At 54.1% G+C, this 20,277-nt stretch carries 16 protein-coding genes; 8 read left to right on the top strand and 8 right to left on the bottom strand.

All coding sequences use genetic code 11. The features are described from left to right. Positions 1–12 precede the first annotated feature (12 nt). From dnaQ to ACZRJQ_RS12030, 3 genes are all read right to left on the bottom strand, one after another. The gene (gene dnaQ, locus ACZRJQ_RS12020) at positions 13–771 is read right to left on the bottom strand and encodes a DNA polymerase III subunit epsilon (RefSeq protein ID WP_463978580.1); all 759 of its coding nucleotides are present in this window, start codon (positions 769–771) and stop codon (positions 13–15) included. Further along, entirely contained in the window at positions 764–1,216 is a 453-nt protein-coding gene (rnhA, locus tag ACZRJQ_RS12025; protein WP_048363607.1) for a ribonuclease HI, read from the bottom strand. The genes dnaQ and rnhA overlap by 8 nt, the downstream gene beginning before the upstream one ends. Positions 1,217–1,308: 92 nt before the next feature. Continuing rightward, positions 1,309–2,067, bottom strand: coding sequence for a class I SAM-dependent methyltransferase (locus ACZRJQ_RS12030; protein WP_463978581.1), 759 nt, complete (start codon positions 2,065–2,067; stop codon positions 1,309–1,311). Between the two features lie 72 nt (positions 2,068–2,139). Between ACZRJQ_RS12030 and gloB the strand changes: the two genes are divergently transcribed. The 8 genes from gloB (at position 2,140) to fabI (ending at position 12,764) form a co-directional block, all read left to right on the top strand. Beyond that, positions 2,140–2,919 carry a hydroxyacylglutathione hydrolase gene (gene gloB / locus ACZRJQ_RS12035; RefSeq protein ID WP_463978582.1) on the top strand — a complete coding sequence of 260 codons (780 nt, stop codon included), beginning with the start codon at positions 2,140–2,142 and terminating at the stop codon, positions 2,917–2,919. Positions 2,920–3,018: 99 nt separating this feature from the next. After that, on the top strand, positions 3,019–4,419 hold the full coding sequence (locus ACZRJQ_RS12040) for a transglycosylase SLT domain-containing protein (protein ID WP_463978583.1): 1,401 nt from the start codon (positions 3,019–3,021) through the stop codon (positions 4,417–4,419). A 156-nt stretch (positions 4,420–4,575) separates the two neighbouring features. Continuing rightward, the gene (locus ACZRJQ_RS12045) at positions 4,576–6,405 is read left to right on the top strand and encodes an extracellular solute-binding protein (protein WP_463978584.1); all 1,830 of its coding nucleotides are present in this window, start codon (positions 4,576–4,578) and stop codon (positions 6,403–6,405) included. Continuing rightward, complete coding sequence (locus ACZRJQ_RS12050) at positions 6,402–8,243, top strand: extracellular solute-binding protein (protein ID WP_463978585.1); 1,842 nt, start codon at positions 6,402–6,404, stop codon at positions 8,241–8,243. Before ACZRJQ_RS12045 ends, ACZRJQ_RS12050 begins: the two co-directional genes overlap by 4 nt. Next, the gene (locus ACZRJQ_RS12055; protein WP_463978586.1) at positions 8,244–9,317 is read left to right on the top strand and encodes a microcin C ABC transporter permease YejB; all 1,074 of its coding nucleotides are present in this window, start codon (positions 8,244–8,246) and stop codon (positions 9,315–9,317) included. A 1-nt stretch (position 9,318) separates the two neighbouring features. After that, positions 9,319–10,338 (top strand): ABC transporter permease, encoded by a 1,020-nt coding sequence (locus ACZRJQ_RS12060; protein WP_463978587.1) that lies wholly within the window; start codon positions 9,319–9,321, stop codon positions 10,336–10,338. Between the two features lies 1 nt (position 10,339). After that, the gene (locus tag ACZRJQ_RS12065) at positions 10,340–11,950 is read left to right on the top strand and encodes an ABC transporter ATP-binding protein (protein WP_463978588.1); all 1,611 of its coding nucleotides are present in this window, start codon (positions 10,340–10,342) and stop codon (positions 11,948–11,950) included. Between the two features lie 19 nt (positions 11,951–11,969). Continuing rightward, positions 11,970–12,764, top strand: a complete 795-nt coding sequence (gene fabI, locus ACZRJQ_RS12070) for an enoyl-ACP reductase FabI (RefSeq protein WP_463978589.1) — start codon at positions 11,970–11,972, stop codon at positions 12,762–12,764. Between the two features lie 331 nt (positions 12,765–13,095). Here fabI and ACZRJQ_RS12075 read toward each other — a convergent pair whose 3' ends face one another. The 5 genes from ACZRJQ_RS12075 to clpP form a co-directional block, all read right to left on the bottom strand. Continuing rightward, positions 13,096–14,967: a SurA N-terminal domain-containing protein gene (locus ACZRJQ_RS12075; protein ID WP_463978590.1), complete on the bottom strand. Its 1,872-nt coding sequence runs from the start codon at positions 14,965–14,967 to the stop codon at positions 13,096–13,098. Positions 14,968–15,196: 229 nt separating this feature from the next. Further along, a complete protein-coding gene (locus ACZRJQ_RS12080) occupies positions 15,197–15,469 on the bottom strand; it encodes an HU family DNA-binding protein (protein ID WP_003183171.1) in 273 nt (90 codons plus the stop codon). Between the two features lie 148 nt (positions 15,470–15,617). Continuing rightward, positions 15,618–18,014, bottom strand: a complete 2,397-nt coding sequence (gene lon / locus ACZRJQ_RS12085; RefSeq protein WP_463978591.1) for an endopeptidase La — start codon at positions 18,012–18,014, stop codon at positions 15,618–15,620. A 163-nt stretch (positions 18,015–18,177) separates the two neighbouring features. Then, entirely contained in the window at positions 18,178–19,461 is a 1,284-nt protein-coding gene (gene clpX, locus ACZRJQ_RS12090; RefSeq protein ID WP_463978592.1) for an ATP-dependent Clp protease ATP-binding subunit ClpX, read from the bottom strand. Positions 19,462–19,567: 106 nt separating this feature from the next. Next, positions 19,568–20,209 carry an ATP-dependent Clp endopeptidase proteolytic subunit ClpP gene (gene clpP, locus ACZRJQ_RS12095; RefSeq protein ID WP_095001709.1) on the bottom strand — a complete coding sequence of 214 codons (642 nt, stop codon included), beginning with the start codon at positions 20,207–20,209 and terminating at the stop codon, positions 19,568–19,570. Between the last annotated feature and the right edge of the window lie 68 nt (positions 20,210–20,277).

Genomic DNA, 20,277 nt, shown 5'->3' on the forward strand with positions numbered 1-20,277 from the left:
TCTGACCCTTCGTTATTGCAGGGTCTGGCCTTTGGCTTCAAGTAACTGGGTCCATAACGCCGGGCCGCCTGCCGATTTGGCGATGGCCTCAAGACGCTGGGCGTGCTCAGCCAAGTCTTGTTCGCTAGCTCGAATAATCCGACCCGGCTGGCGGTCGCTCGCCAATCGGCGGATTTCAGTCGCCTGATTGCCCGAACCTTCACCCGAACCATTACCGTCAGAGGCGTTACCCGCCAGCGACAGGCTGGTTTGCCCGCCGGTCATGGTCAGGTAAACGTCGGCCAGAATCTCGGAGTCGAGCAACGCGCCGTGCAACTCACGACCTGAGTTGTCAACGCCATAGCGTTTGCACAAGGCATCGAGGCTGTTGCGTTGGCCAGGGTGACGCGCCCGCGCCATCATCAGGGTGTCGAGGATGGTGCAGTGCTGCGTAAGATCAGCTCGATCCATCTGCCCAATCAGGGCAAATTCGTTGTTCAAGAAGCCGATGTCGAACGCAGCGTTATGAATGATCAGCTGCGCGCCTTTGATGAAGTCGAAAAACTCATCAGCCACTTCAGCAAAGCGCGGTTTACCCACCAAAAATTCGTTGGTGATGCCGTGGACGCCAATGGCGCCCTCGTCACTTTCGCGATCGGGCTGCAAATAGACATGAAAATGCCGCCCGGTCAGACGACGGCCCATCAACTCGACGCAACCAATCTCGATCACACGGTGGCCATCGGTGACCGGCATACCCGTGGTTTCAGTATCGAGCACCACACTACGCATGCTTGATTCCTCGCATTTCATCGACCCCGCGGTTGGCCAACTGGTCAGCCCGCTCGTTGCCGTAATGGCCAATGTGCCCACGTACCCATTGCCACTTCACGGTATGACGATTGACCTGCTCATCGAGCAGTTTCCACAGGTCGGCGTTTTTGACGGGCTCTTTGGCGGCGGTTTTCCAGCCGCGCTTTTTCCAGTTGACCATCCACTCGGTGATGCCTTTCATCACGTACTGTGAATCTGTCACCAACAGCACTTCGCAAGGGCGCTTGAGCTCTTCAAGGCCACGAATGGCGGCCATCAGCTCCATGCGATTGTTGGTCGTGTTGGGCTCACCGCCCCACAGCTCCTTTTCAACACCCTGGCAAACCAGCAAGGCTCCCCAACCACCGGGGCCGGGGTTGCCCTTGCAGGCACCATCAGTGAACATTTCAACGCTATCGCTCATTACAACCTATCCAGAAAGTAGTGCATCGGCCTGCCAATCATGGATCGACAGCACCTGAGGCCGGATAACACCAACCTGCTATTAAAAGACAATCAAGGCTCAGAGTGACGCCGATTAACCTTGGCCATCGGCAGGGGAATAAGCTTGCCCATAGGCTCGCGGCGGATCTGGTTGACGGGCCGCAAGCCCACCACCATTTTGCGCGCGACCAATATATAGAAGCCGCCACCGGCCAATTGCCAGCTTCCCGCCTTGTGCTCCCAGCCAGATAAACGGCGTTGCCATGCCTTAGAAGCAAGCGGCGGACGATAGCACCCGAAGCGGCGTTTCTCCAGCGCAAAGCCCAGTAGATTCAGCCAGTCGGCGACCCGCGACGGCGAAATACAGCGCGCACTCTTAAGGGCATCCTTGGCAAAAAAATGCCGCATGCCCCACGGGCTCCACGGGTTTATACCCACAATCAGCAAATGGCCCCCGGGGCGCACGCTGCTGGCGGCTTCACGCAACAAACCATGAGGGGACAGGCAAAAATCCAGCCCATGCTGCAACACCACCACATCGGCAGCATGCTCACATAAAGGCCAAGCCTGCTCGTCACAAAAGATCTCAACCCCCGGCAGAGGCGCCCCTAAACGCACATTGCGTTGCACTTGCGGGGCGCTTGGCGGAGTGTCCGCACCCGGGCCGTAATGCACCAGATAGCCACCGAAAAACCTGCCCAACTCGTCTTCAAGTACGCGCTGCTCATCGTCAAGCAGCAGTTGCCCCAGCGGGCTCGACAACCATTCGCGGGCCGAACTGATCAGCGCCAACCACTCAGGATCCGCCTGAGCCAATGCTTTATCGGTCATTGCTCCTCCAACTCGCCATCTACTTTCACAAGCCCTAAGATGCGCCTTTGTCTCGCACTTGGGAATTGCACCATGCTACAGATCGATGCCCTGCCCGCCTTCAGCGACAACTACATTTGGTTGTTACAAGACACAACCAACAAGCGCTGCGCCGTGGTCGATCCGGGCGATGCCGCCCCCGTTCAGACCTGGCTGGCTCAACACCCCGATTGGGTGCTGAGTGACATCCTGATCACCCACCATCACTTCGATCATGTGGGCGGTGTAGAACAGTTGTTCAAAGCTACGGACGCCAAAGTGTGGGGGCCTGCTTTGGAAAACATCCCGGCGCGGCAAGTGGCGCTCAACGACAACGATCGCATTACTGTACTGGGGCTGGAGTTCGACGTGTTCCTTGTTCCGGGTCACACCTTGGGTCACATTGCTTACGTTCACAGCACGTCATCAAACCCTCTGGTCTTTAGTGGCGACACGCTGTTCGCTGCCGGATGTGGCCGCTTGTTTGAGGGTACACCCGAACAAATGCACCGCTCATTGAGCCGACTGGCGGTTTTACCTGAGCAAACCCTCGTTTATTGCACCCACGAGTACACGCTCAGCAATTTGCGCTTTGCCCAAGCCGTGGAGCCTTGCAACCCGGACATCGCCGCACGAATTGAGCAAGTCACCCAGTGGCGCGCTGAAGGCCGCATCAGTTTGCCGTCCAATTTGGCCCTTGAGCGACGCACTAACCCCTTTTTACGGGTCAATGAAACATCCGTTAAAGAAAAAGCTGATGAGTGGAGCAAGCGTCACAATGACTCGCCCAGCGCCGTCTTTGCCAGCTTGCGCAGTTGGAAAGACACCTTCTAATCAGAGTCGCGGTTGGCACAAAAAATCTGAACAGTTGACCGCGCCCCCCCTGCTTTCTAGAATCCCCCGACATTTTTGCCCGGAACTATCTTCCAGCCAATGTCGTCATTTATACGTAACTCCATCAAATCAGACGCATTGACGCGCCTGGCGCAAGTCATCGCGCTGGCCGTGTCCGCTGTGCTCGCGGGTTGCCAAAGCATTGATCATTCGGCACAAACCGCCGAAAGACCTAGCCTGAAAGTAACTAAACGCATTCCTCAAGAACCGATCTGGCTCAGCAACAAACCCAGCCCCGTCGCCCCGCAAGATGTATGGGAACGGATGCGCCAAGGGTTTAAGTTGCAGGACAGCGTGGACGTGAACCCACGTATCGAGCAACAGCGATTGTGGTTTGCCAGCAACCCTTCTTTTCTCGAAAACGCGGGTGAGCGCGGCAGCCTTTATATCCATTACATCGTTGAGCGCCTCGAAGAGCGCAACATGCCGCTGGAGCTGGCCTTACTGCCGGTTATCGAAAGTGCCTACAACCCAATGGCCTATTCCCACGCAAATGCAGTAGGCCTCTGGCAGTTCATTCCCTCGACCGGCCGCTACTTTAACCTGCGCCAAACCCGCGCCTATGACGGCCGCAAAGACATCACCGCCTCAACCTTGGCGGCGATGAACTACCTGACGCGCTTGCATGACATGTTCAACGGTGACTGGTTGCTGGCATTGGCTGCCTACAACGCCGGGGAAGGCACCGTGAGCCGCGCCATCGAACGCAATGAGAAACTCGGGCTGCCCACTGACTACTGGAACCTGCCACTGCCGCAGGAAACCAAAGACTACGTTCCTAAATTATTGGCCCTGTCCCAAGTGGTCATGGCACCAGAGGCCTACGGGATCAACCTGAACCCGATTGCCAACGAACCCTATTTCGAAATGGTCGAAATCAAACAGTCTATGGACCTGTCCCGCGTGGCAGCCCTGGCTGAGATCGACGAAGACGAAATGTTCCAACTGAACCCGGCCTACAAGCAGCGCGCGACAATGGACGGCCCACAGCATTTGCTGGTGCCAACGTCCAAGGCACAGTTGCTGACCACCAGCCTGTCCAACCTCAAACCTGAAGAGTTAGTAAGTCTGCGCCCCAAAAAGGCCGTGTTTGAAAACTTGGCCAGCACAGACACCGTCCGGCTCAACCGCAAGTATCGGGTCAAAAGCGGTGACAACCTGACCCTGATTGCCAAGGCTAACAAGGTCAATGTCAAAGACCTGCAGCGCTGGAACAAGCTGAGCGGCAAAAACCTCAAGGCTGGTCAAATGCTGGTTATGCAAGACACCCGCAAGCCCGCCGCCAAAAAAGCCACGACCTACAAGGTCAAAAAAGGCGATTCGCTGTACATCGTGGCCAAGCGCTTCAACGTTGAAATGCAGCATCTCAAGCGCTGGAACCCAAACAGCGCCAAAGCCTTGAAACCGGGGCAAATCCTGACTGTGTACAAACCGCACTAAGCACAAAGCACACGTCAATGCGGGCAAGCAGACTCCTACAAGATTGCAGGAGGCTACTTGCCCGCAGTGCTTTCTGGAGTGGCCTTTTTCCTACAGATACAAGCTGTTACTGTACGGAAACCTTAAGCCCAACGCCCGGATCGGATCTCTGACTTGATGCGTCCCCTGCTCCTGCTTTTAATCAGCCTGGCTTTGAGCTTCCCCGCGTGCGCAACCCTGAGCGAAAGCCATGGATATGCCCAGTTCGGCACACTCAAATACCCAGCCACCTTTACCCATTTCGATTGGGTCAACCCGCAAGCGCCCAAAGGCGGGACGCTGCGAGTGATGGCATTTGGCACCTTTGACACGCTGAACCCTTATACCTTCAAAGGCACCAGCCCGGTGTCGACCCCCAATTTTCTGCAATATGGGGTCAACGAGCTCAACGAAACCCTGATGGCGGGCACAGGGCAATACGCGCCTTCGGGTGACGAGCCTACTGCCAGCTATGGCTTGATTGCACAATCGGTGGAATACAACGAAGACCGCAGCTGGGTGGTTTTCAACCTTCGTCCTGAAGCGCGCTTTCACGATGGCAAGCCAATCACCGCCTACGACGTTGCCTTCTCTTACGCCCTATTGCTCAAAGAAGGCCACCCGCAATATCGAACCAACCTACAAGAAGTTCAGCGTGTAGACATTCTTGGCCCCAAGCGCATTCGTTTTGTATTCAAGCGAGCGGGTAACCCCTTGTTGATTTTGCGCTTGGGCGAACTCCCCGTTCTGCCAAAGCACTACTGGGAAAAGCGTGACTTCAAAGCCACGACGTTCGACCCTCCTTTAGGCAGTGGGCCTTATCGCATCACCAAGGTCACGCCCGGGCGGCAGCTCGTGTTTGAGCACGTGAAAGACTGGTGGGGAACGAACCTGCCGGTGAATCGCGGCAAGTACAATTTCGACCGTGTCGAAGTAGAGTTTTACCGCGACAGCGATGTGGCCTTTGAAGCCTTCAAGGCGGGTGAATTCGACATCTATATCGAGCATCAGGCCAAAAACTGGGCCAATGGTTATAACTTCCCGGCGGTGCGACGGGGAGATGTCATCAAAGCCGAAATCACCCACCAGATCCCGACTCAAACCCAAGGCCTGTTCATGAACAGCCGCCGAGCAAACTTCGCACAAACCCGCGTTCGTGAGGCGCTGGGCTTGATGTTCGATTTTGAGTGGACCAATCGCACCCTGTTCAATGGCGCTTACCAGCGCGCCATGAGTTATTACCCCAACAGTGAGTTCTCCGCCAAGGGCATCGCACAGGGTCACGAATGGTTGATGCTGTCACCCTGGCGCAGTCAGTTGCCCCCTGAGCTGTTCAGTCAGGCCTTTAACTTGCCGCAAACCGACGGCCGCGGCATCCCCCGCGAAACCCTGCGCAAAGCCCTTGGATTACTAGGTGAGGCAGGCTGGAAGCTTTCCGGGCAGCGTTTGCTTAATAGCGAAGCAAAGCCACTGCGTTTTGAAATATTGCTGGTAAACCCCAACCTTGAGCGCATTCTGCAGCCCTATGTAGAAAACCTGGCCAGCATCGGGATCGACGCACGTTTACGCACGGTTGATCGTGCTCAATACAAACAACGGCTCGATCAGTTCGACTTCGACATGATTCTGATGACCCTTGACCAAACCCTCAGCCCCGGGCTTGAGCAATGGCAGTACTTCCACTCCAGCCAAGCCAATATAAAGGGCAGTAAAAATTACGCCGGGGTTGCGAATCCGGTGGTTGATCATCTACTTGAACGCCTGCTCGCCGCTCAAACCCGCGACGAGCAGTTAGCGGCTGGCCGGGCACTGGACCGTGTTCTGCTGTGGCAGCACTACAGCATTCCTAACTGGTATCTGAATTATCACCGCCTGGCGTACCGTAATCGGTTCGCCTTTGTGACTACGCCGCCCTACACCCTGGGCCTAAGCGCGTGGTGGCTAAAGCCTACGGAGAATATCCAATGATGCCCTTGCGTACGTTGCTAAAACCTCTGGCAGGCCTGCTGCTTGCCAGCTTGACCTGCGCCGCGCTGGCCGCCCCGCAACATGCTCTGACACTCTACGATGAGCCCCCGAAATACCCGGCCAATTTCAAGCATGTCGAGTACGCCAACCCAGACGCCCCTAAAGGCGGTACTTTCCGCAAGGCCACGTTCGGCAGCTTTGACAGCCTCAACCCATTTATCAACAAAGGGGTGGCAGTCGAAGACATCGAGTTGACCTACGACACCCTGGCCCGACAAACACTCGACGAGCCTTTTACCGCCTATGGTGTGATCGCGGAAAAAATCGAAAAGGCACCCGACAACAGCTGGGTACGCTTTTACTTGCGCCCTGAAGCCAAATTCAACGATGGCCACCCTATTCGCGCCGAAGATGTGGTGTTTACCTTTGACACCTTGATGAAACATGGCTCGCCATTGTTTAAGGGCTACTACAGCGACGTGGACAGCGCAATCGCCGAAAACCCGTTGCAAGTGAAGTTCACCTTCAAGCACAACAAAAACCGCGAGCTACCACTGATTCTCGGGCAACTGCCTGTGCTGCCCAAGCATTGGTGGCAAACCCGTGACTTCGGCAAAGGCAATCTCGAAATACCCGTAGGCAGCGGGCCTTACACCATCACAGAAATCAAACCGGGGCGCTCAATTCGTTACGAGCGCAACAAGAACTACTGGGGCAAGGATCTACCCATCAACAAGGGCCTGTATAACTTTGATGCCATCACCGTCGACTACTTTCGCGACAACAGCGTGGCATTTGAAGCGCTCAAGGCTGGGCAGTTTGATTACTGGTTTGAGATCAGCGCCAAAAACTGGGCCGGCGCCTATAACATTCCTGCGGTAAATGAAGGTCGACTCAAGAAAGAAGAGATCCGCAATGCCAACCCCACGGGCATGCAAGGCTTTGTGTTCAACCTGCGCAGGCCCATGTTTCAGGATGTTCGCGTGCGTGAAGCGCTGAGCCTGCTGTTCGACTTTGAGTGGACCAACAAACAACTGTTCAACGGCGCCTACAACCGCACGAGCAGTTACTTCGACAACTCGGAAATGGCCGCCAAAGCGCCACCCACCGAAGAAGAACTGGCAATTCTTGAGCCGTTGCGCGGGCAGATTCCTGATCAGGTGTTCACCGACATCTTCAAGCCCAGCACCACTGATGGCAGCGGCATGATTCGCGAGCAACAACGCCGCGCTTACAAACTCCTGCAAGAAGCAGGTTGGCATGTCGTCGACGATAAGATGGTCGACGCACAGGGCAAGCCTGTCACCATTGAGTTCTTGCTGGCACAAACTGAGTTCGAGCGTATTCTGCTGCCCTTCAAGCGCAACCTGAGCGAGCTGGGCATCGACTTGCAGATTCGCCGCGTTGACGTATCGCAATACCTCAACCGCCTGCGCTCACGAGACTTCGACATGATTGTCGGCAGCTTCCCACAGTCCAACTCACCGGGCAGCGAACAACGCGAGTATTGGGAATCGCAAAATGCCGACAAACCCGGAAGCCGCAATTTTATGGGCCTCAAAGACCCAGCTATCGACCAACTGACAGAAGGCCTGATCAACGCAGAGTCCCGGCAAAGCCTGATCAATTATGCGCGCGCCCTGGATCGCGTCCTGCAATGGGGCTTTTATGTCATCCCTAACTGGCACATCAAAACGTGGCGTGTGGCGTACTCGAATCATATCGCCCACCCCAAAGTGACTCCGCTGTATGACATTGGTCTGAACACCTGGTGGATGAAACCTGGCACCCAACAAGATGCGTCCATTAACCCCACAAGCGAAAGCCTGGAGCCTTAAATGCTGGCATATATATTCAGGCGATTGGTGCTGATTATTCCCACGCTGCTTGGGATCCTGCTGATTAACTTCATCATCATTCAAGCCGCACCCGGTGGCCCCGTTGAACAGATGATTGCCAAGCTCGAAGGCTTCGACGGCGCGACCAGCCGCATTGCGGGCGGCGGCTCGGAAGTGTCGGTGGCGGGTTCCAACTACCGTGGCGCACAGGGCCTCGACCCAGCGCTGATCAAAGAAATCGAAAAGATGTACGGCTTTGACAAGTCAGCACCCGAACGGTTGTGGATCATGATCAAGAACTACGCCCAACTGGATTTTGGCGAGAGCTTTTTCCGCGATGCCAAAGTAATTGATCTGATCAAGGAGAAGATGCCCGTTTCAATTTCGCTGGGGCTTTGGAGCACGCTGATTATGTACCTGGTGTCGATCCCGCTGGGGATCGCCAAGGCCACACGACACGGCAGTCATTTCGACGTTTGGACCAGCTCAGCCATCATCATCGGCTATGCAATACCCGCATTTCTATTTGCCATTTTACTGATCGTGGTGTTTGCCGGAGGCAGTTACCTGGACTGGTTTCCACTGCGCGGCCTGACCTCTAATAATTTTGATGAGCTGAGCTGGGGCGGCAAAATCCTCGATTACTTTTGGCATTTAGCGTTACCCGTCACAGCGCTGGTCATCGGCAACTTCGCAACCATGACCTTGCTGACCAAAAACAGTTTTTTGGATGAGATCAACAAACAGTATGTGGTCACGGCCAAAGCCAAAGGGCTGACTAACCACCGCGTTCTGTACGGTCACGTGTTTCGCAATGCGATGCTGCTAGTCATCGCTGGTTTCCCCTCAGCCTTTATCGGGATTTTCTTTACCGGCTCATTGTTGGTTGAAGTGATTTTCTCGCTGGATGGGCTGGGGTTGATGAGTTTTGAGGCCGCCATTAATCGCGACTATCCAGTGGTATTTGGCACCCTGTTTATCTTTACGCTGGTTGGGCTGGTGGTGAAACTGATCGGTGATCTCTCATACACCCTGGTTGATCCACGCATCGACTTTGAAAGCAGGGAGCATTGAGATGAAGCTATCCCCTCTCAACCGACGACGCTTTGAACGCTTCAAGGCCAACAAGCGCGGCTGGTGGTCGTTATGGATTTTTTTAGTGCTGTTCGGCCTGAGCCTTGGCGCTGAACTGATTGCCAACGATAAGCCGCTGGCGATTAATTACGACGGCGAATGGTATTTCCCGGCACTTAAGCGCTACCCGGAAACTGACTTTGGCGGCGAGTTCCCACTCGAAGCCAACTACAAAAGCCCGTATATCCGCGAACTGCTGGCCAAGAAAGATGCCTGGGTGCTGTGGCCGCCAATTCCTTACAGCTATCAGAGCATTAACTACAACTTGAAAGTCCCTGCACCAGCGCCGCCTTCGGCTGAAAACTGGCTGGGTACGGACGATCAGGGGCGCGATGTGCTGGCGCGCGTGATCTACGGCTTTCGAATTTCAGTGTTGTTTGCCCTGACGCTGACTATTTTGAGCTCAATCATTGGCGTCATTGCAGGCGCGCTCCAAGGTTTCTACGGCGGCTGGGTAGACTTGGCAGGTCAGCGTTTTCTGGAAGTCTGGTCAGGCTTGCCCGTGCTTTACCTGCTAATCATCCTCGCCAGCTTCGTACAGCCCAATTTTTGGTGGCTGCTAGGGATCATGCTGCTGTTTTCATGGATGAGCCTGGTCGATGTAGTACGCGCCGAATTTTTGCGTGGCCGAAATCTGGAATATGTACGGGCTGCACGTGCGCTCGGCATGCAGAACATGGCGATCATGTATCGCCACATTCTGCCTAACGCGATGGTTTCGACCATGACGTTTATGCCGTTCATTTTGACCGGCGCCATTGGCACCCTCACGGCACTGGACTTTTTAGGGTTTGGCCTGCCGCCCGGCGCACCATCGCTAGGCGAACTGGTGGCGCAAGGCAAATCCAATCTGCAGGCGCCCTGGCTGGGAATGAGTGCCTTTGCCGTGCTGGCCATCATGCTCAGCTTGCTGGTGTTTATCGGCGAGTCTGCTCGCGATGCGTTCGACCCGAGGAAATAAGATGACGCAGGATAATCTGATCGAAGTGCGCGATCTTTCCGTCGAGTTTGTAAGTGGCGAGCAATCACAGCGTGTAGTTCACAACGTCAATTTCGATATTAAGCGCGGCGAGACTCTGGCTTTGGTAGGCGAAAGCGGCTCGGGAAAATCAGTGACCGCACATTCAATCCTGCGGCTGCTGCCCTACCCTCTGGCGCGCCATCCGAGCGGCCACATCCAATACGCAGGTCAAGACTTGTTGCATCTGGATGAAAAAAAACTCCGGCATATTCGTGGCAATCGCATTGCCATGATCTTTCAAGAGCCCATGACCTCGCTCAATCCTCTGCACTGCATTGAAAAACAAATTAATGAAGTGCTGGGTATTCACAAGGGATTGACCGGCAAGGACGCCACACGGCGCACCCTGGAGCTTTTGGAGCTGGTAGGCATACCCGAGCCGCACAAACGACTTAAAGCACTGCCGCATGAACTGTCAGGCGGCCAGCGCCAACGCGTCATGATCGCGATGGCATTGGCTAACGAACCTGAGCTGCTGATTGCTGACGAACCTACTACGGCGCTGGACGTCACCGTCCAACTGAAAATTCTCGATTTATTGAAGGAATTACAGGCCCGTCTGGGGATGTCTCTGTTACTGATCAGTCACGATTTGAACCTTGTTCGACGAATTGCTCACAGAGTATGTGTCATGCAGCGCGGTTGCATCGTCGAACAAGCATCGTGCGAGCAGTTGTTCCGCTCGCCACAGCATCCGTACACTCGGGAACTGCTCAGTGCGGAACCCAGCGGAGGCCCGGCCAACACGATTGCAGGGGCGCCGTTGCTGGAAGTCGAGGACCTGAAAGTCTGGTTCCCGATTAAAAAAGGCCTGTTGCGTAAAACAGTCGATTACGTGAAAGCGGTCGACGGTATTAACTTCAGCCTGCCACGGGGGCAGACCTTGGGCATTGTGGGAGAAAGCGGGTCAGGTAAATCAACGTTGGGACTGGCGATTTTGCGCCTGATTGCTAGCAAAGGTTTGATCCGTTTTGAAGGCAAGCAACTAAACTGTTTGTCGCAGCAAGAAGTCAGACCGCTGCGACGACAGATGCAGGTGGTGTTTCAAGACCCGTTTGGCAGCCTCAGCCCGCGCATGAGCGTCAGTGAGATTGTCGGCGAAGGTTTACGCATCCACCGCATGGGCACCGCCCAAGAGCAAGAAGAAGCCATTATTGAGGCTTTGCGAGAAGTAGGTCTGGATCCGGAAACCCGGCACCGCTACCCTCACGAGTTTTCTGGTGGGCAACGGCAGCGAATTGCTATTGCTCGAGCATTAGTTTTAAAACCGGCATTGATACTGCTGGACGAGCCCACTTCGGCGCTCGACCGAACCGTACAACGCCAGGTAGTCGAGTTGTTACGCTCGCTGCAAACCAAGTACAACCTGACATATTTGTTTATCAGCCATGATCTGGCGGTAGTCAAAGCGCTGAGCCACCAACTGATGGTGGTCAAGCATGGCCAAGTGGTCGAACAGGGTGATGCGCAAAGTCTCTTTGCCTCGCCGCAACATCCATATACACAACAGCTGCTGGAAGCCGCCTTTTTGGCACCAGTGGCTGTCGATTAACCTGATAGAGGAACAACACATGGGTTTTCTCGCCGGTAAGCGCGTCCTGATCGTCGGTGTCGCTAGCAAATTGTCCATCGCTTCTGGCATTGCTGCCGCCATGCACCGTGAAGGCGCTGAACTTGCCTTCACTTATCAGAACGAAAAGCTTAAAGGCCGCGTTGAAGAGTTCGCAGCTGGCTGGGGTTCGGGCCCAGAACTGTGCTTCCCTTGCGACGTTGCCAGCGATGAAGAAATTGCCAAGGTTTTTGAAGACCTGAGCAAGAAGTGGGACGGCCTGGACTGCATCGTTCACTCCGTTGGTTTTGCTCCGGGCGACCAACTGGACGGCGACTTTACAGACGCGACCACCCGTGAAGGCTTCCGCATCGCTCACGACATCAGCGCTTACAGCTTCGTGGCGCTGGCCAAAGCTGGCCGCCCAATGATGAAGGGCCGCAATGGCAGCCTGCTGACCCTGTCGTACCTGGGCGCAGAGCGCACCATGCCTAACTACAACGTGATGGGCATGGCCAAAGCCAGCCTGGAAGCGGGCGTACGTTACTTGGCTGGCAGCCTTGGCCCAGAAGGGACTCGCGTTAACTGCGTGTCGGCTGGTCCAATCCGCACTCTGGCGGCATCGGGTATCAAAAACTTCCGCAAAATGCTTGCAGCCAACGAAGCGCAAACACCACTGCGTCGTAACGTCACCATCGACGAAGTCGGCAACGCAGGCGCATTCTTGTGCTCGGATCTGGCATCGGGCATCAGCGGCGAAATCATGTACGTAGACGGCGGCTTCAACACCACCGCTATGGGCAGCCTCGAAGAGTAAGCGCTTCGTTGCTACCACTGAGCGGCTCTTGCAAACGAGCCGCTCACTCAAAACGCCCGGTGCATTCAGTGCACTGGGCGTTTTGCGTTTAAGGCGGGAAGTCAGTTTGCAGCCAGCGCAGCGATCGCAAAGCCTGAGAGACGCCTGAGAGACGCCTGCTTCTGATACACCACTGCGCTGGGTCGCTCATATCAGCAAGGAGCAGCGACTGCTAGTTAAGGCACTGTCTGGGCGGTGCTGAAGACTGCAATCTTTGACCTTTGTGCGCCCATAAAAAATGGCCGCTCAAAGAGCAGCCATTTTTATTGAAACAACGCGCGTAGGCTGACGCTTAGTAGCGCTCCACCTTCGCCTCGTTTTCCAACTGCTTGCGATAAGCGGCAAAATCTTGCTGACCTACGCGCGAAGCCAGAACACGACGATAATTCGCCATTTCTTCTTCCGTCGGCTTGGCAGCATCATTGACGCCATTAAGTCGCAGCACAACCACAGTGCCATCCGCCAAGGTCACGCTGCCAAACGTCGGCTTGTCCTTGGACGCAGGCTTGGCCATGCGGAACACGGCTTGCAGCACAGCAGGATCAACACCTTCTTGCCCGCGAGTAACCGCTTGCTGAACCTTCCAGGACTGACCATCAATTGGCTGGTTCAACGGCAACTTGCCATCGCGCAAACCTGTGATGATTTCTTCAGCCTTGGTTTTGGCCGCTGCACTGGCGTGCTCTTTGACCAGTTGCGCACGAATGCTCGGCGCTACCACTTCCAGAGGCAACTGCTCAGGCTTGCGGTGCTCCTTGACGCGCAACACAACGACGGTCTCAGGATCGAGCTCAATGGCGGTGCTGTTTGCGCCCTCATCCATCACTTCAGTGCTGAATGCGGCTTGAACAACGGCACGGTTAGCGGCAACACCGTCGCCACCTTCACGGCCAAATGGCGCAGAAGTATGAACGGTCAGATTCAACTCTTGTGCTGGTTGAGCCAGATCGGACGCTTCAAAAGAAGAGTCTTCAAGCTGCTTGGTTGCATCAACAAAGCGACGCTCAACCTGTTGAGTTTTCAAATCACGCGTCAGCTTGTCTTTCAGGCTGGCAAAGCTTGGGACTTCGGGTGCTTCAACGCCCAGCAGCTTAATAAGGTGATAGCCAAAGCTGGTGCGAACCGGCTCTGAAACCTGGTCTTTGTTCAAGGCATATACCGCTTGTTCAAAGACAGGGTCATAAACACCTGGACCTGCGAAGCCTAAGTCACCGCCATTACTGGCCGAACCCGGGTCCTGAGAGAACTCTTTAGCCAGTGCTTCGAAGCTTTCGCCCTTGGCCAAACGCTGCTGAATTTCTTCAACCTTGGCTTTGGCTTGCGCGTCGTTAACCTTGTCATTAACTTCGATCAGGATGTGCGCAGCGCGGCGTTGCTCAGCCAGATTGGCGATTTCTTTTTGATACAGCGCTTGCAGCTCTTCATCTTTGACGGCCACCTGATCAAAGAAAGCAGACTTCTTCAATTCGATGTAATCAATCACAACCTGATCAGGGGTCATGAACTCTTTGGCGTGCTCGTCATAGTAAGCCTTGACCTCGTCTTCGCTAACTTTCACCGCAGCAGGATCAGCTTTGATGTTCAGCGAGGAGAAATCACGCGTTTGCTTTTCAAGACGGGCAAAAGCGTTAACCTGTTCATCGGTCACAAAACCGCTGCCCGCCAAACCGGCACGCAACTGACCAATCAACATCTCCTGAGCCAGCATGTCGCGAAATTGCAGGCGACCGTAACCCAGTTGGCGAATGACCTGATCAAAACGTTCAGGGCTAAATTGGCCGTTTTCCTGAAATTCAGGTGTTAGCAGAATTACTTGATCCAAGGCGGCTTCAGAGAAAGAGAACTTCGCCTGATTAGCGCCTTGCAGCAACAGCTTACGATCGATCAGCCCTTTGAGGGCGGCCTCACGTAGCATTTTTTCATCCAGCAACGAGGCGTCGAAATCCTTGCCCAGCTGTTGCATCAGTTGACGGCGCTGCATGTCGACTGCTTGGCTCAGCTCGGTTTGGGTGATTTCTTCACCGTTAACCTTGGCCGCATCCTGGCTAGTAGAGGTGGCTTGAAAAATTGCATCGAAACCTGTCAACGCCATTAGCGCGACGATGACACCGATGATGGTCTTGGCAATCCAGCCTTGTGAATTGTCCCTGATATTTTGCAGCATGCTTCCCCCAGAAACGGTCTTACACAATGAGCAACCGTGGAGCGTGGGTAGAGTCCGGATAGAAGAAAGGCGCATCCGAGGATGCGCCTTCTCGTAACTGGCGGAGCGGACCGGGCTCGAACCCGCGACCCCCGGCGTAACACGCCGATGTAACCATCGACTGTACAACCGCTCCGCTGCCAAGCCTGGCGTGCGCCTGACCCGGTTGGGTAAAAAGTGTTACAGAAACTTAGTTAACCGCTTCTTTCAGTGCTTTACCGGCTTTGAAACCAGGCTTTTTAGCAGCAGGAATTTCCAGCGTTTTACCAGTCTGTGGGTTGCGACCCGTGCGAGCAGGACGATCGGTCACAGAGAAAGTACCAAAACCAACCAGTACCACAGAGTCGCCGGCCTTAAGAGCGCCAGTGACGGATTCGATTACTGCGTCCAGCGCACGGCCAGCGGCAGCTTTCGGGATATCAGCAGATGCAGCGATAGCATCAATCAGTTCCGACTTGTTCACTCTAAGTCCCCTTATATCTATCTGAGTATGTTTCTAAAGTTTTTTGGTAAAAGCTACACGACTGCCTGAGTACTTCGAACACCTAATAGAGCCGCTTTATAACAAGGGCTCTAAAAAGCGTCAAGAAAGCCCATCAGGCGAATCCATATTAATGCGTGCTAATTCTTTCCTTAGAGTCAGACTCTCTCTTGTCGTCCTTGGCAACAATCTCGGGAGCCACATCCGGCAAGGGCTCCGGCGCGTATTGCAGCGCAATTTGCAGGACCTCGTCAATCCATTTAACCGGTTTAATCTGAAGATCCTGTTTGATGTTGTCAGGAATTTCCTTCAGATCCCGAACATTCTCTTCTGGAATAATTACGGTTTTGATTCCACCGCGGTGAGCGGCGAGTAACTTTTCTTTGAGACCACCAATGGCCAATACCTGACCACGCAAGGTGATTTCACCGGTCATAGCAACATCTGCACGCACTGGAATCAACGTCAATGCAGACACCAATGCCGTACACATACCAACACCGGCACTAGGGCCATCCTTAGGCGTGGCACCTTCGGGCATGTGGATATGAATGTCACGTTTTTCGTGGAAATCCAATGGGATACCCAAACTTTTGGCGCGACTGCGAACCACTGTCAACGCAGCAGTAATCGACTCAACCATCACGTCACCCAAAGAACCCGTCTTGATCAACTGGCCCTTACCTGGCACAACCGCCGCCTCAATCGTCAGCAATTCACCGCCAACTTGAGTCCAGGCAAGGCCCGTCACTTGACCAATTTGGTCTTGCTGCTCTGCCAAGCCATAGCTGAATTTTCTTACACCCAGGAAGTGCTCCAAAAGCTCCGAAGTCACCGTGACCGAAAAGCGTTTTTCCATCGCATGTTCTTTGACTGCCTTACGGCAGATCTTAGCGATTTGACGCTCAAGACCACGCACACCAGCTTCACGGGTGTAATAACGGATGATGTCGCGGATAGCTTCGTTGTCGAACGACAGCTCGCCCTTCTTCAACCCGTTCGCCTCAATTTGCTTCGGGGCGAGGTATTTGACAGCGATGTTGATTTTTTCATCTTCGGTGTAACCCGGCAGACGAATCACCTCCATCCGATCCAGCAACGCTGGTGGGATGTTCATGGAGTTGGAGGTGCAAAGGAACATTACGTCAGACAGGTCGTAATCGACCTCAAGGTAATGGTCGTTGAAATTATGGTTTTGCTCGGGATCAAGCACTTCAAGCAACGCCGAAGCAGGATCACCGCGCATGTCGCTGCCCATCTTGTCGATTTCATCGAGCAAGAACAGTGGGTTGCGCACCCCTACCTTGGTCATTTTTTGAATCAACCTGCCAGGCATAGAGCCGATGTAAGTACGGCGATGACCTCGAATTTCCGCTTCATCACGCACGCCGCCCAAAGCCATGCGTACGAATTTACGGTTTGTTGCGTGAGCAATGGACTCAGCCAGCGAGGTTTTACCTACACCAGGCGGCCCAACCAAACACAAAACAGGCCCGCGAATTTTCTTCACGCGCTTTTGCACTGCGAGGTATTCGAGAATCCGCTCTTTAACTTCTTCCAGGCCGTAGTGATCGGCATCCAGAATATCTTCAGCGCGCTTGAGGTCCAGTCGCACTTTACTCTGGGCCTTCCAAGGCACCTGAACCAGCCAGTCGATGTAGGAGCGCACAACCGTGGCTTCTGCTGACATAGGCGACATTTGCTTAAGCTTGTTGAGCTCGGCCTGAGCTTTGGTCATCGCATCTTTAGGCAAGCCAGCAGCATCGATGCGCTTTTTGAGCTCCTCGATTTCGTTGTGACCTTCGTCACCATCGCCCAGCTCTTTCTGAATGGCCTTCATCTGCTCATTCAGGTAGTACTCACGCTGGCTGCGCTCCATCTGCTTTTTAACACGACCCCGAATACGCTTCTCAACTTGCAGCAAGTCAATTTCAGCGTCCAGCAATGCCAGAACGTGCTCGACACGAATCTGCAAATCGATGATTTCGAGGATTTCTTGCTTCTGCTCGATCTTTAGCGCCATGTGGGCAGCCATTGTATCGACCAGACGGCTTGGCTCATCAATGCTATTGAGCGATGACAAAACCTCAGCCGGGACTTTTTTGCCCAACTGCACATACTGCTCAAACTGGGAGAGCAGGCTGCGTACAAAAACTTCAGACTCGCGCTCTGGAGCGGCTACTTCGTCAATCAGAGAGACTTCGGCGCTCAGATAGCCGTCAGCTTGAGTAAAGCGATCAACAGCACCGCGTTGCTCACCCTCGACCAACACCTTGACCGTGCCATCAGGGAGTTTCAACAGCTGCAAAACTGTAGCAATAGTACCTACACGATAGAGAGCCTCTTCGCTCGGATCATCGTCAGCAGGATTTTTTTGAGCCAACAGCAAAATTTGCTTGTCGCCCGTCATCGCAGCCTCGAGGGCCTCGATCGATTTCTCGCGTCCCACGAACAGTGGGATCACCATGTGCGGATAAACAACGACATCGCGCAATGGCAGGAGAGGCAATTCGATGGTTGTCTTCATGATTTCGCCTCTACGGCGGCCATAAGGCCGTAATCAGATGGAAGTAAGCTTGAAGCCAAGATGGGGGCTGTCTCGAAAAAAAACAAGCGTTGAGCAACATGAAAAACAAAGGGGCCCGAAGGCCCCTTGGTTAACGCATGCTGTGCAATATGCAGCAATACACTTAAGCGTCGGGTGCTACCTTGGCAGTCGCTTCGTTGTTTTCGTAGATCAACAACGGTTTGGACTTGCCTTCTATAACGCTTTCATCAATGACGACTTTACTCACCTCAGACTGCGAGGGAATTTCGTACATCGTATCGAGCAGAACACCTTCAAGAATAGAGCGCAGACCACGAGCGCCAGTTTTGCGCTCAAGTGCACGCTTGGCGACTGCTTTCAGGGCATCAGTGCGGAACTCAAGATCAACACCTTCCATCTCGAACAGCTTGCCGTACTGCTTGGTCAGCGCGTTCTTTGGCTCGGTGAGGATCTGCATCAATGCAGCCTCGTCCAGCTCATCCAGGGTTGCAAGAACAGGCAAGCGACCTACGAACTCAGGGATCAGACCGAACTTGACCAAATCGTCAGGCTCGACTTCACGCAGGGATTCGCCAACCTTCTTGCCCTCTTCCTTGCTGCGCACTTCAGCACTAAAGCCGATGCCACCGCGAGTAGAACGCGCTTGCACAACCTTCTCCAGACCGGAGAACGCACCACCACAGATAAACAGAATGTTGCGGGTATCAACCTGCAAGAATTCTTGCTGAGGGTGCTTACGACCCCCTTGAGGCGGTACAGAAGCAACTGTGCCTTCAATCAACTTCAGCAATGCTTGCTGCACACCTTCACCGGAAACATCACGGGTAATCGAAGGGTTGTCAGATTTGCGCGAAATCTTGTCGATTTCGTCGATGTAGACAATACCCATTTGGGCCTTTTCTACGTCGTAGTCGCATTTCTGAAGCAGTTTTTGAATGATGTTTTCCACATCTTCGCCTACGTAACCCGCTTCAGTCAGCGTGGTTGCATCAGCAATAGTGAAAGGGACATTCAGCAAGCGAGCCAAGGTTTCGGCCAGCAGGGTTTTACCCGAGCCAGTAGGTCCGATCAGCAGGATATTGCTCTTGCCCAGCTCAATGTCGTCATTTTTTTTGTCACGCTGGTTGAGGCGTTTGTAGTGGTTATACACCGCTACAGCCAAAACCTTTTTGGCACGTTCCTGACCAATCACGTATTGATCAAGGATGCCGCTGATTTCTTTTGGCGATGGTAATTTATGCGCACTGCTCTCGGCCTGGGCTTCCTGCACCTCCTCGCGGATGATGTCATTGCACAGGTCGACGCATTCGTCGCAGATAAAGACCGAGGGGCCGGCAATCAATTTGCGCACTTCATGCTGGCTTTTGCCACAGAAGGAGCAATAGAGCAATTTGCCGTTGTCCTCGCCGTTGCGGGTGTCAGTCATTCGATCGATCCAAATCCGATAGGCTTGCAACACAAGATGAAGGCAACTGCGGGCTTTTTCAAGCCCGCAAGTGGTCGGTTAACCCAACCACCAACATTTGAGCTGCTTAAGCGGGCATTTGACGCTTGCTGAACACAGAGTCGATCAGACCGTATTCGGCTGCACGCTCAGCGCTCATGAAGTTGTCACGCTCAGTGTCACGCTCGATGGTTTCGAGAGTCTGGCCCGTGTGGTGAGCCAGCAACGAGTTCAAGCGATGACGAATGTTGAGGATTTCCTTGGCATGAATGTCGATATCCGACGCCTGCCCCTGGAAACCACCCAATGGCTGGTGAATCATCATGCGCGAGTTAGGCAAGCAGTGACGCTTGCCCGGAGCACCACCAGCCAACAGGAAAGCGCCCATGCTGCAGGCCTGACCGATGCAGATGGTCGATACGTCTGGCTTGATGAACTGCATGGTGTCGTAAATCGACATACCCGCCGTCACCGAGCCGCCAGGTGAGTTGATGTAAAGATGGATGTCCTTGTCCGGGTTTTCGGCTTCAAGGAAGAGCAGTTGCGCCGCAACCAAGTTGGCCATGTAGTCTTCTACCGGGCCTACCAGGAAGATGATTCGCTCCTTGAGAAGGCGCGAATAGATGTCATAGGCGCGCTCGCCACGGGCCGACTGCTCAACAACCATCGGGACCAAGCCGCCAGCGGCATGGATGTCAGAGTTCTGCTGAATATAAGAATTGCGGGACATGTCCTGCAGTCACTCCCAAATAGTTCTGTCTTGAATACGCATAAGCCAGCGCTAGGCTGGCTTATGGT

Source organism: Pseudomonas sp. E315 (assembly GCF_055406205.1).